General features: G+C 61.1%; 10 protein-coding genes. 5 read left to right on the forward strand and 5 right to left on the reverse strand.

The window, feature by feature from the left end:
• The 5 genes from PH547_RS17975 to mutM all read right to left on the reverse strand — a co-directional run bounded on the left by PH547_RS17975 (nucleotide 1) and on the right by mutM (nucleotide 5805).
• Nucleotides 1-1083, reverse strand: a complete 1083-nt coding sequence (locus PH547_RS17975) for a saccharopine dehydrogenase family protein (protein WP_104821800.1) — start codon at nucleotides 1081-1083, stop codon at nucleotides 1-3.
• 139 nt (nucleotides 1084-1222) lie between these two features.
• On the reverse strand, nucleotides 1223-2776 hold the full coding sequence (gene dnaA, locus PH547_RS17980) for a chromosomal replication initiator protein DnaA (protein WP_104821799.1): 1554 nt from the start codon (nucleotides 2774-2776) through the stop codon (nucleotides 1223-1225).
• Nucleotides 2777-3656: 880 nt separating this feature from the next.
• Nucleotides 3657-3932 (reverse strand): 30S ribosomal protein S20, encoded by a 276-nt coding sequence (gene rpsT, locus PH547_RS17985; protein ID WP_028750996.1) that lies wholly within the window; start codon nucleotides 3930-3932, stop codon nucleotides 3657-3659.
• A 192-nt stretch (nucleotides 3933-4124) separates the two neighbouring features.
• Nucleotides 4125-4898: an enoyl-CoA hydratase gene (locus PH547_RS17990; RefSeq protein ID WP_104821798.1), complete on the reverse strand. Its 774-nt coding sequence runs from the start codon at nucleotides 4896-4898 to the stop codon at nucleotides 4125-4127.
• Between the two features lie 16 nt (nucleotides 4899-4914).
• A complete protein-coding gene (mutM, locus tag PH547_RS17995; protein WP_285168981.1) occupies nucleotides 4915-5805 on the reverse strand; it encodes a bifunctional DNA-formamidopyrimidine glycosylase/DNA-(apurinic or apyrimidinic site) lyase in 891 nt (296 codons plus the stop codon).
• Nucleotides 5806-6051: 246 nt separating this feature from the next.
• Between mutM and ubiE the strand changes: the two genes are divergently transcribed.
• The 5 genes from ubiE to PH547_RS18020 all read left to right on the forward strand — a co-directional run bounded on the left by ubiE (nucleotide 6052) and on the right by PH547_RS18020 (nucleotide 12922).
• Complete coding sequence (gene ubiE / locus PH547_RS18000; RefSeq protein ID WP_283048788.1) at nucleotides 6052-6828, forward strand: bifunctional demethylmenaquinone methyltransferase/2-methoxy-6-polyprenyl-1,4-benzoquinol methylase UbiE; 777 nt, start codon at nucleotides 6052-6054, stop codon at nucleotides 6826-6828.
• Nucleotides 6829-6890: 62 nt separating this feature from the next.
• Entirely contained in the window at nucleotides 6891-8465 is a 1575-nt protein-coding gene (gene ubiB, locus PH547_RS18005; RefSeq protein ID WP_104821795.1) for a 2-polyprenylphenol 6-hydroxylase, read from the forward strand.
• 189 nt (nucleotides 8466-8654) lie between these two features.
• Complete coding sequence (locus tag PH547_RS18010) at nucleotides 8655-10238, forward strand: aromatic amino acid lyase (protein WP_104821794.1); 1584 nt, start codon at nucleotides 8655-8657, stop codon at nucleotides 10236-10238.
• Nucleotides 10239-10265: 27 nt separating this feature from the next.
• Nucleotides 10266-11648 (forward strand): dihydroorotase, encoded by a 1383-nt coding sequence (locus PH547_RS18015; RefSeq protein ID WP_285168982.1) that lies wholly within the window; start codon nucleotides 10266-10268, stop codon nucleotides 11646-11648.
• A complete protein-coding gene (locus PH547_RS18020; protein WP_483315550.1) occupies nucleotides 11648-12922 on the forward strand; it encodes a Zn-dependent hydrolase in 1275 nt (424 codons plus the stop codon). The genes PH547_RS18015 and PH547_RS18020 overlap by 1 nt, the downstream gene beginning before the upstream one ends.
• The last annotated feature ends 1 nt before the right edge of the window (nucleotide 12923 follow it).

The following is a 12923-nucleotide window of genomic DNA, read 5'->3' on the forward strand; positions in this document are numbered from 1 at the left end:
TCATCCGTGATGGGTGATGCCACCCTTGAACAGGCGGCCGGTCCGCGTTTCCAGGAAAGTGTCGAGCGGAATATGCTCCTGATGCAGGAAGCCTGTCGAAGGCAGGCGGCCGGCGCGCACCAGCTCGATAACGGCGACGACGGAGGCCGACGTGGTCCAGGAAATGGCGGTGCGGCTCTCCCCGGCGACTTCGATCGGATAATAGGCGCGCACGAATTCCCGCCGGCGCAGATTGCCGTTGATCGTTCCTTCGGCCGAGACATGGACATAGACGACGTCGTCATCGACCGGCGGCTTGGCCTCGGTCAGGATCTCGCCGGCAAGCTGGCGGCGGTCGCGCATCAGCAACTCATGGAAGAAGAAGTTCATCAGCTCCATATGGCCGGGATATCGCATTGTTTTATAATCGAGATTTTCCACCCGACCGAGCATGGTGCTGCACATGGTCCCGAGGCCGCCCGAGGTGGTGAAGGCTTCGAGCTTGACGCCGTTGACATAGAGCGTCTCGTGCCATTCCATCGGCGAGACCAGCTTGCGCACCCCGCCCTCGATGACTTCGCAATCATTCAGATATTCGTTGACCACACCTTCCGGCGACCAGTTGAAGGCATAACCCAACAGTCCGGTCGGATTCTGCGGCAAGGCACCGACACGCATGCGGATCGAGCGGCAGCGATCAAAGACGTCGGCAAGGCTTGCGCCGACGATGCCGACGAAACCGGGCGCCAAGCCGCATTGCGGCGCCATCAGGCCACGCGCGCTCTCCGCAAGCGCAATGATGCCGTTCGTGGTCGGCACATCCTCGGTCAGGTCGAAGTAATGAATGCCGGCGCCATGGGCTAGGCGCGCCAGTTCGGCGTTCAGGTGAAACGGCAGGCAGGAGAGCACGGCATCGACGCGGGAAAAGAGATTGCCGATCAAGGCCGGATCGGAGACATTGCCCGCCTCGCAGGCGAAAGGCAGTGCCTCGGCAGGCAAACGCGCGTCGATACCGGTGACGGCAAAACCGCTTTCATGCAGCAATGTAGCGGCGAGCCGCCCGACCTTACCGAGGCCGAGAACGGCAATCCTGTTAAAACTCATAGGCATCCTCCCAGTCGGCTCCGGCCTCCTCCGGCCGGTGTCCGATTCCGTATTTCAGACATCTATAGAATAAAAGCCGCATAAATGAAAACGGCCGGCAATGAAGCCGGCCGTGGATAAATGCGAATAATATCGCCGATTATTCGTTGATCAGACGCTTCAACAGCTCGATTTCATGCGACAGCTTGCTGTCACCGGAAATCAGCTCCTCGATCTTGCGCACCGCATGCAGCACGGTCGTATGGTCACGACCACCAAAGCGGCGGCCGATCTCCGGGAAGGAGCGCGGCGTCAGCGTCTTCGACAGATACATGGCGATCTGGCGCGGCTTGACGATGACGCGGGTGCGGCGATTGGACACCAGCTCCTGGCGAGAGACATTGTAGTGACGCGCCACGATACGCTGGATGTCCTCGATGCGCACCCGGCGCGGCTCGCCGGAGCCGACCAGATGGGCCAACAGCTCGTCGACGCGCTCGACCGTCAAATTCGGCTCGAAAGAACGGCGGAAGATCAGTTGGTTGAAAGCGCCTTCCAGCTCACGGCCGCTTGCCGTCACATTGCGGGCGACATGCGAGAGAAGTTCGGCCGGAATTTCCAGCGACGGATCGTCCTGACGGGCGGCATCCAGGCGGCGCTTGAGGATTTCGAGACGCATCTCGTAGTCCGGCGCCTCGACCTCGATGGCGACACCGCCCTGCAGACGCGAACGCACGCGCGGATCAAGCGATTCCAGCTCCCAAGGCGCGCGGTCGGCGGCAACGACGACCTGCTTGGCGCTGTCGAGCAGCATATTGAGCAGATGGCAGAACTCGTGCTGGATCATCTTGCCCTGCAGGAACTGCATGTCGTCGATGATCAGGAGATCGATGTTGCGCAGCGAGTCCTTCAGGGTCAGCGCATCATTATCGCGGATGGCGGTGGCGAAGCGCCACATGAAATATTCCGCCGTCAAATAGACGACACGCAGCCCGCGCGGGTTCTGCACGGCGGCATTGGCGATCGCCTGCAAAAGGTGGGTCTTGCCGAGGCCGACCGTCGCGTGGACGAAGAGCGGATTGAACCGCACGGCGCCGGAGCCGGCTTCGGCAATCGTCTTGGCGGCGGCAAGGCCGACGCGGTTCGAGCTGCCCTCGACAAAGGTATCGAAGGTAAAGCGGGAATCGAGCGGCGAGCCGAACAGCGGCGCGCCCACGGTCGCCGGGCGGGCGGCGGCTGCAGCACTAACCGTCTGGGCAACGACCTGACCGGCAGGCTGGGCAACCGGGCGGCGGATCGGCGCCACCGAAGCCGCCTCTGGAGCCGCGACATGTTCGTCCGCACAGGGCTTCGCACCATGACGGGTCGCCGTGCGCACAAGAATCTCAACCTTCAGGATTTCAGCATCTTCTGCCTGGAACAGGTTGGTGATCAGATCGAGATAACGATTGTTGATCCAGGACTTCAGAAACGTTGTCGGAACAGTCAGCCGTACGACGCTCTTCGATACCGAGTGCAGCTTCAGCCGTGCAAACCAGCTAGCATAAACATCCGGACCGACCTGAGCCTTCAAGCGTGCACTGACACGCTCGAACAATACGTTATGCTTCATGTCTCCTTTTTCCCCCGCCGCTTCAAGGCAAACCGCACTGAACGCCTGCTGTGCATTGTCCCCATTCTCCAACGCACCCGTCGTTCTCGTAATCATTTGCATAATGCCGCCTTCCACAGTCTCTTTTTATAGGGCGGAAATTGGATGATACCGCCGCCCTTAGGTCTACGCCATGGCATAGCGGTCGCGCTCGTTGTCGGAGCTTCGCCGCATACCGGTTCATCAGCCGGGTCCAGCCAAACGGACCTTACGCAAAACACCCTGGCGAAAACTGCTCCCCGAGCGGCCTTCGTCTTGGTATCTGCATCTGGAGCAGTCGCTCGGTCCTCGTACTCCGACCGACTGCGCCAAACGGCTGTCAATTTTTCTCCCCTCCCCACAGCCACGCTTGGGACTTAGGCTGCAAAGAGCAGACAAGTGTCCTCGTTCCGCAGGCGTTACCGCTTACGGCCTTAACTCGTCAACTGTTTGAAAAAACGGAACTGAACCGCTCCGTCACAAGGAACAAAAACCACCCCCGCTGCCATGACTGGCAGTGTTCGCCGAAGCCGTTTCAGATGATGTTCCGCGCCCCTTGTTGAAAGCCATTTAGGCAGGATCGTAGGCGGAGATCAACGATGAATTTTACACAAAATTAAGAGGCGGTCCTTGACTCTGGAGGCCGTTTTTGAGTGTCACAACCCCGTCAAAAAAGAATCGCTTTTGAATCAAGGAGATTCGCGTTCAGCGCGATTCCCACAGCTTTCAAAACAAAAAAAATAAAAAAATCCTTGACTCACTCGGGAGCCCGCAGGCCGTCATGCAGATCACCCAACGTCAAGACATCCTGCTATAACCGCTTGTTTTTAAACGGTTTTTTCTGTCACCTCAGTGACATGGTCAGCCGGCTACATTTTAACGATACGAGCCAATTTTGGCTGAATCCAAAAAGCCCGGCACAAGGGCCGGGCTCAAGTCTAACGATTAAATCGTTAAGGAAAAATTACGCGGTCGGAGCCGAAAGTGCCTTCACGCGCTTGGCAAGACGCGAGACCTTGCGGGAAGCGGTGTTGGCATGCAGGACGCCCTTGGTGGCAGCGCGAGCCAGTTCCGGCTGCGCTACGAGGAAGGCTTCCTTCGCACGATCCGCATCACCCGATGCGATGGCTTCTTCGACCTGGCGGACGAAAGTGCGAACGCGCGAGCGACGAGCCTTGTTGACTTCGGTGCGGCGGGCGATCTTGCGGGTCGCTTTTTTCGCCGAGCTGGTATTGGCCATGTATGCCTCTCTTAGAATTCGAACATAACTCCGTCAGTGCAGCGCGGGCCCTGCGGCCACTTCATCCAGCAATGCGGGAGCAATTGCGGAAAACCAGATCGGCTTTCCAAACTGTGGCGGGCATATAACCGGAATGAGCGGCGGCGTCAACGCGGATTCTCACGGAACCCGCGCAATTCCGGAATCTCGTTCTCACCTGTTTTTGAAGACAGGTTTGCGCTTCTCGATGAAGGCCGCCATGCCTTCCTTCTGATCCTCCGTGGCAAACAGGCTATGGAAAAGCCGGCGCTCGAAGCGCAGGCCCTCTTCCAGCGTCGTCTCCAGCGCCCGGTTGACCGCCTCCTTGGCCATCAGCACCGAGGGGCGCGACAGCGAGGCGATCTTGGCGGCGGCGGCAAGCGCCTCATCGAGGAGCTTGTCGGCCGGCACGACGCGGGACACCAGACCCGAACGCTCCGCTTCGGCCGCATCCATCATCCGGCCGGTCAGGATCATATCCATCGCCTTCGCCTTGCCGACGGCGCGCGTCAGGCGCTGCGAGCCGCCCATGCCGGGGATGATGCCGAGCGTGATCTCCGGCTGGCCGAACTTTGCCGTATCGGCGGCAATGATGAAGTCGCACATCATGGCGAGCTCGCAGCCGCCGCCGAGCGCAAAGCCGCCGACGGCAGCGATGACGGGCTTGCGCGCCTTGGCGATCTCGTCCCAACCGCTGATGAAATCGCCCTTATAGACATCGGCGAATTCGAGCGGCTGCATTTCCTTGATATCGGCGCCGGCGGCAAAAGCCTTTTCCGAGCCCGTCAGCACGATTGCGCCGATCGTCTCATCGGCGTGAAAAGCGCCGTAGGCCTGCTTCAGTTCGGCGAGCACCGTCGAATTCAGCGCATTCAGCGCCTGCGGCCGATTGAGCCTGATGAGACCGACAGGCCCGTGCGTTTCGATGATCAAGGTTTCATAGGCCATGTGTCTCTCCTTCACATTAGCTCTGGCAGGAGGCGCAATAGAAAGAAGAGCGCCCCGCCTGGACGATGCGGGCGACCGTACCGCCGCAACCGGGCGTGCTGCAAGGCTCAGCCTCGCGGTCGTAGACGGAAAAGGAATGCTGGAAATAACCGAGCGAACCATCCGTCTGGATATGATCACGCAATGACGAGCCGCCGGCGGCTATGGCATCGGCGATGACCTCGCGGATCGCGACGACCAGCCGAAGCAATTCCTCTTTCGGCATGCCGGCTTCGCTCACCAATGTCCCAGCGGCCCGCAGCGGCGACAGATGCGAACGCCACAATGCCTCGCACACATATATATTGCCGAGTCCGGCGATATTCTTCTGGTCGAGCAGCGCGCTCTTCAGCGGCTGCGCCTTGCCCGAGAAGCGTTCGGCCAGATAATCGGCGCTCAATTCATTGCCGGTCGGCTCCGGGCCAAGATCGAGGAAGGAGGGATGGCTGGCGAGATCTGCACGCCGGACGATGTCCATGAAGCCGAAGCGGCGGGGATCATTGTAGATGACGCGCGCGCTGCCGTTGGCGCCCTTCAGATGGAAGACGACGTGATCATGCTTCTCGTCCTTGGAGCGCGGATGGTGAAATGTGCCGGGCGCCTCGGCGGCGGCATCGCTTTCGACCCGAAAGGAACCGGACATGCCGAGATGCGATACGATCGTCATGCCGTCGTCGAGATCAATCAGCAGATATTTCGCGCGCCGCGACAGCGACGTGATGCCGCGGCCGGAGGCAAGGCGTGAAAACTCGGCCGGAAAGGGAAAGCGCAGATCGTTGCGGCGCAACTCCAGTTCAGCGAGCAGCGCGCCTTCCATGGAGGGAGCAAGCCCGCGCCTGACGGTTTCGACCTCTGGTAATTCCGGCATCGCTATCCATCTTTATGTTTCAACCGCTTATGATCTGAGCTATAGCCCAAGGCATTGCGGCTGGTGTCCTAGCTGATGAGATAGCGTGGCAAACGCAATTTCGCTATGGTCCGTCGCTGATTACTGCATAATTCCTTAGGTCGGTATCGATTTAAGGATAAAATTATGCAGCAGATTTATAGTGTTACAGCGACCTTAGCGCGTCACATGTGACCCGCGGTGCTGTGGTGTAACGGAGTTGAGCTGATGGCAGAAAGCCGCACCTCCGCCGATGGCGGTATGGAAACATCCTATGGCTTCCGCGAAGTCGCCGATGGCGAGAAGCAGGGTCTCGTCAATGACGTGTTCCACAAGGTCGCCAAGCGCTACGACATCATGAATGACGTCATGTCCATGGGCCTGCACCGGGCTTGGAAGGATGCGATGATCGCCGCGCTCAATCCGCGCAAGGACGCTGGCTACAAGGTCCTCGACGTCGCCGGCGGTACGGGCGACATCGCCTTCCGTATCGTCGAGGCCTCGAACCGGCTGGCGCATGCGACCGTGCTCGACATCAACGGCTCGATGCTGGGTGTCGGCGCGGAACGCGCTGCGAAGAAGAAGCTCACCGATAATCTCACCTTTGTCGAGGCCAATGCCGAGGAACTGCCATTCGAGGCCAATTCCTTCGACGCCTATACGATCGCCTTCGGCATCCGCAACGTGCCGCGTATCGATGTGGCGCTGAAGGAAGCCTATCGCGTGCTGAAGCGGGGCGGCCGGCTGCTGGTGCTGGAATTTTCCGAAGTCGACCTGCCGCTGCTCGACCGTGTCTACGATGCTTGGTCCTTCAACGCCATTCCGCAGTTCGGCAAGGCGATCACCGGCGATGCCGAACCCTATCAGTACCTGGTGGAATCAATCCGCAAATTTCCGAACCAGCAGGATTTCGCGACGATGATCCGCGAGGCCGGCTTTTCGCGCGTGAGCTTTACCAATTATACCGGCGGCATCGCCGCCCTGCACTCCGGCTGGAAGCTCTGACGCATGGTTCCGAAAAATGTGACGCGGGTTTCGGCCAGCATCAAGCGAGACCTTGAGACCCGATGAGTGCTTTCAACGCATATTTCGGCCTCATCAGGGTCGGCTGGGTGATGGTGCGCGAAGGCGTGGTCATCGCGCTGCCGTCCGAGGGATTGCCGCCCTCCGTCAGCCTCGCGAAATCCTTCGTCAGCATTTTTGCCCGCAAACGCGCCAAGACCCAGGCGCGCAGCGACCGCCTGGCCAAGGCCGTCGAGCGTCTCGGGCCTTCCTATGTGAAGATCGGCCAGTTCCTGGCGACGCGCCCCGATGTCGTCGGCGTCGACATGGCCAACGACCTGTCGCAATTGCAGGACCGCATGGCTTTCTTCCCGAATGCGGCGGCAAGGGCCGCGATCGAGGGTTCACTCGGCCGTCCGATCGATGACCTCTATGTAAGCTTTGACGAACCGATTGCCGCCGCGTCGATTGCCCAGGTACATCCAGCGGAAGTGCAGACGGCGGAAGGCCGCAAGCGCGTTGCCGTCAAGGTGGTCCGGCCCGGCGTGCGCCAGCGTTTCGTCAATGACATCAAGGCGATGTATCTTGTAGCCGGTCTGCAAGAACGCTTTATGCCGTCGAGCCGCCGCTTGAGGCCCGTCGAAGTGACGCGAACGCTGGAGCAGACAACCAAGGTCGAGATGGATCTGCGGCTCGAGGCGGCGGCACTTTCCGAGATCGCCGAAAACACCGAGAAGGATCCAGGCTTCCGCGTCCCCAAGGTCGATTGGGAACGCACCGGCCGCGACGTCATCACTATGGAATGGATCGACGGCGTCAAGATGTCCGATGTCGAGGGGCTGAAGGCCGCCGGCCACAACCTCAATCTGCTCGCCGACACGCTGATCCAATCCTTCCTGCGGCATACGCTGCGCGACGGCTTCTTCCATGCCGACATGCATCCCGGCAATCTCTTCGTCGACGCCCAGGGGCAGATCGTTGCCGTCGACATGGGCATCGTCGGACGGCTCGGCAAAAAGGAGCGCCGCTTCCTTGCCGAAATCCTCTATGGCTTCATCACGCGCGATTATATCCGCGTCGCCGAGGTGCATTTCGAGGCCGGTTACGTGCCGGGGCATCACAATACCGAAAGTTTTGCGCAGGCAATCCGCGCCATCGGCGAGCCGATCCACGGCCAGCCGGCCGAAACGATCTCCATGGGCAAACTGCTGACGCTGCTCTTCGAAGTGACTGAACTTTTCGATATGGAGACGCGGCCGGAACTGGTCATGCTGCAGAAGACCATGGTCGTGGTCGAGGGCGTGTCGCGCATGCTCAATCCGCGCTTCAACATGTGGAAGGCTTCGGAACCGGTTGTCGGTGACTGGATCCGTACCAATCTCGGACCCAAGCGTATCGTAACCGACTTGAAGGACGGTTTGAAAGCGGCCGTGAAACTCGCTGAAGCGGCCCCCGAAATCGCCGCCAAGACCGAGAAATTCCACCATGAACTCCTCGCCATGAGCGAAAACGGTCTGCGCTTCGACCCGCAGACGGCGGAGGCGATCGGCAAGGCCGAAGCGAAGCACAGCCGTTACGGGCGCCTGGCGCTCTGGATCATCGCGCTCACGCTGCTTTACATTGCATGGCATTTGAGCTGACCTATTTCTAAGGCCACGCCGTTTCATAGAAATGGATGCCTCCCCCTTTCGGTCGTGATGGGTCATTGAAGGTGCTGCGGCAGGTCTTGCGCGGGCTTTTGTATGCACGGCGCAACAGGTGTTCGCCATTTGGGATATCCCATTATCGATGATGCTCGCATAGCCTTGCAGGAAAGGAGAACAGCAGAGATGGAGCGTCAGAAAGCCAGCATCGAACTCACCGGACAGCCCTTGGGCTTCAGCGATCTGGTGCGGATCGGCGCAGGCGTCGTGATGCCCACGGCATCGGAAAGCGGCCTGGTGCGCGTGCGCGCGGCGCGCGAAGTCCTCGAAAGCACGATCGAGTCAGGCATGCCCGTTTATGGCTCGACCACCGGCGTCGGAGCGATGAAGGATGTGGAGTGGTCTCCGGAAGACCTCGACACCTTCAACCTCGGCCTCGTGCGCGCCCATCATTTCGGCACCGGCGCGCCTTTTTCCATGTCCGTCGTGCGCAATGCCATGGCGATCCGGGTCAATACCGCGCTGACCGGCCGGGTTGGCTGCTCGCCGGAACTGATCGACGCCTATCTCCAGCTTCTGAACGCGGATGTCATTCCCGTCGTGCGGCGCACCGGCTCGATCGGCTGCGCCGATATCGGCCTCATGGGCCAGATCGGCGCGGTGCTGACCGGGGTCGGCGAAGCCGTCTATCACGGCCGGCGCATGCAGGCAGCCGACGCCTTTGCCGCGGCCGGCATCAGGCCGGTGAGAATGCTGCCGCGCGACAGCCTGGCCTCGCTCAGCGTCAACGCCGTCAGTTTCGCGGCGGCGGCCGAGACGACCCGCAATGCCGCCTCCTCGATCCGCGTGCTGCTCGCAACCGGCATGATGGCGGCCGGCGCGCTTGGTGCCTCGCGTGATCCCTGGCATTCGGTGCGCCATGTCGGCACGGCGCGCGAAGCGCTGATCGGCTCCTGGCTCTGCAACGCCTCCGAAGAATGGCCTTGGCCCGTCGCAACGCATGTGCAGGACCCCTTGAGCCTGCGCATGATCGGTCAGGTCTTCGGCGCGGTGATCGAAAATCTCCTGTCCGCCGGTCACAAGATCCTAGCCGCGACCGGCCGCTCTGACGACAATCCCGTCATCGTCGACGGTCGCGTCATGACGTCGGGTGGTTCCTTGCCCCTTGATGTAACGATCCTGCTCGAAGCTGCGGTCATCTGCATGGCGCATGCGGCGCGCAATGCCTTCAACCGCTGCGTCCTGCTCGGCAATGGCCAGCGGCGCGGCCTGCCGGTCAATCTGGTGCCGGAAGGCAAAATCGCTACCGGCTTCGGCCCGATCATCAAGCTTGCCGGCGAGATCTTTTCGCGGGTGCTGTCCATGTCCAATCCGGTATCGGCGCAGTCGCTGGTGGTTGCCGCCGGCATGGAGGACGAAGCCGCTTTCCTGCCGCTGGTCATCGAACGTTTTGAGCGGCAGATGCGGGCGTTGAAGCGCCTTGCAGCACTGGAAGCCCTGCTCTCGGCGCAGGCGATCGACATTCTCGGCGACAAGCCGGAAGGCGTGGCCCGCATGCTTTACGACGTCGTACGCAAACATGCCGACTTCTATGTCGTCGACCGGCCGCTGTCGGCTGAAGTGGAAGCGATCGAAGAGGAATTGGGTTCAGAGGCCTTCGTGTCCGAAATGATCGCCCAGGCGCCGATCCTCGCCTATGATGACTTCTTTGCCCTTGGCTCGCTGGAGCGGGTCGAAGAGAGGCTTTATCGCGACACCGTCGTGATCTGAACAAACCGGTGAACGGGGAGACTGGATATGGCTGACTTCGATCTCGTTCTGCAAGGCACCGTGGTTCTGCCCGAGCGTATCGTGGAAGAGGGTTATGTCGCCGTGCGCGACGGCAAGATCGCTGAGATCGGCATAGGCGTCCCACCCGCGGCGCGTGAAAGGCATCTGCTCGGAAAAGCACTGATCCTGCCCGGCGCGATCGACGCGCAGGTGCATTCGCTCTCCCAGAAGGATCAGGAGGATTTCATCTGGTCGACGCGCTCGGCCGCGGCTGGCGGCGTCACCACCATCGTCGACATGCCCTATGATGAAGGCAATCTGGTCTGTTCGGCGACGGCGGTGAAGAAGAAGATCGACTATGCCTCTCCGCAGGCCCGCGTCGACTTCGCGCTTTACGGCACGGTCGACCCGGAGGAAGGTGCCGCACGCATCCGCGAAATGGTGGAGGCCGGTGTCGCCGCCTTCAAATTCTCGACATTCGGCACGGACCCCAAGCGCTTCCCGCGCATTCCGCCCGCCCTGCTCGACGCCTGCTTTGCAGCGATTGCACCGACGGGAGTGACGGCCGGCGTGCATAACGAGGACGATGAAGCGGTTCGGACCTATATGGAGCAGATCAAGGCAAGCGGCATCACCGATTACCGCGCCCACGGCCTGTCACGGCCGCCGATCACTGAATTGCTCGCCATGCATACGATCTTCGAGACAGGCGCCCACACCGGCTGCCCGGCGCATGTGGTGCATTGCTCGCTCGGCCGCGGCTACGATATTGCCCGCGCTTACCGCCGCGACGGCTTCGAGGCGACGGTAGAATGTTGCATCCACTATCTGACGCTGGACGAGGAAAACGACGTGAAGCGCCTTGGCGGCAAGGCGAAGATCAATCCGCCGATCCGCCCACGCGCCGAGGTGGAAACCTTGTGGCGCAAGGTGGCAGAAGGCAATGTCTGGCTCGTCTCGACGGACCATGTGAGCTGGTCGGAGAACCGCAAGACCAATCCGGATATGCTGGCGAATGCGTCAGGCGTTCCAGGCCTTGAAGTCATGGTGCCGCTTTTCGTCAAGGGCGCGTTGGAGCGTGGCGTGCCACTCACTTGGGCGGCGAAGCTGATGGCGGAAAATCCCGCCAGGCATTTCCGTCTCGACCATATCAAGGGCGCGCTGACGCCCGGCAAGGATGCCGACATCGTCGTGCTGGAACCGCGCGAAACCGTCTACGACGCCGCTTCGAGCGGCAACAATGTCGTCGGCTGGAGCCCCTATAACGGCATCCGTCTGCCTTGGACGGTATCCGCCACCTATCTCAGAGGCAAGCAAATTGCCGATGGAAACAAAGTGCTGGCTGAGCCCGGCAGCGGCAGATTTGTCCGCCCGCTTCCTCGCCAGATTATCGCCGGAGAGACTGCCTGATGAACCAACCGAAACGCCACAACCTGCCCGTCAACGCCGACCGCATCGCCGAAGATATCGATGCGCTGGCAGGGATCACCGAACCCGATCACCCTTGGACGCGCCGCGCCTTCTCGCCGCTGTTTCTGGAAGGTCGTGCTTACATTGAGGCGCGGATGAAAGCCGCCGGGCTGGAAACCCGCATCGATGCCGGCGGCAACCTGATCGGCAGGCGCGCAGGCACAAAGCCCGGTCTCGGCACGATCCTCGTCGGCTCGCATTCCGATACCGTTCCCGATGGCGGCCGTTTCGACGGCATCGCGGGTACGATTGCCGCGCTCGAGGTCGCGCACTCGTTGAAGGATCGCGATATCGAGCTCGATCATGATCTGGAGATTGTCGATTTCCTGGCTGAGGAAGTCAGCATCTTCGGCGTCTCCTGCATCGGCAGCCGTGGCATGACTGGGCAGATCCCCGAGGCATGGCTCACACGTACCAGCGGTAACCGCACGCTTTCTCAGGGCATTGCTGAAGTCGGTGGCGATCCCTCCGTGCTGCTCGCACAGAAGCGCCCGGATCTCGCCGGTTTCCTGGAGCTGCATATCGAGCAGGGTCCCGTGCTGGAGGCCGAGAACAAGGATATCGGCATCGTCACCGCGATCGCCGGCATCACCCGCATCGAAATCACCGTGGAAGGCCGCGCCGACCATGCCGGCACGACGCCGATGGATCGCCGCGCGGATGCGCTGGTGGCCGCCTCGCAGCTCGTGCTCGATATCCGCCAGCGCGCGGTCGAGCAGGCAAAGACGCCGGGCCATTTCGCCGCGACCGTCGGCGAATTCCGCATCGAGCCGAATGCCGCCAATGTGGTGCCTTCCAAGGTGGTGCTGCTGATCGACGGCCGCGCCGAAATTCGCAGCGACATGGAAGAGTTCCTGGCTTGGATCGATGGTGCCGTTCAAGAGATAGCTACGGCTTACGGAGTGACGATCAAGCCACCCGTCCGCGTCTCCGACAATTTTCCAACGCCGGGTGCTCCCGCTCTGCTCGAAACGCTCGAGCGCGCCTGCGACACAGTCGGCGCAAAGCATCGCCGCATGGCGTCTGGCGCCGGCCACGACACGGCCTGGATCGCCAAGGTCGCCCCAGCCGCCATGATCTTCGTGCCCTGCAAGGAAGGCCGCAGCCATTGCGCCGAGGAATGGGCCGAGAATGACGATATCGCCATGGGCGCCGCCGTTCTTTTCGAAGCGGTGCGCGACATGGACAAGAACCTCAAACAGAACCGGGAGTAGC

It is taken from the genome of Rhizobium cerradonense (genome assembly GCF_030182455.1).
Lineage (GTDB): Bacteria > Pseudomonadota > Alphaproteobacteria > Rhizobiales > Rhizobiaceae > Rhizobium.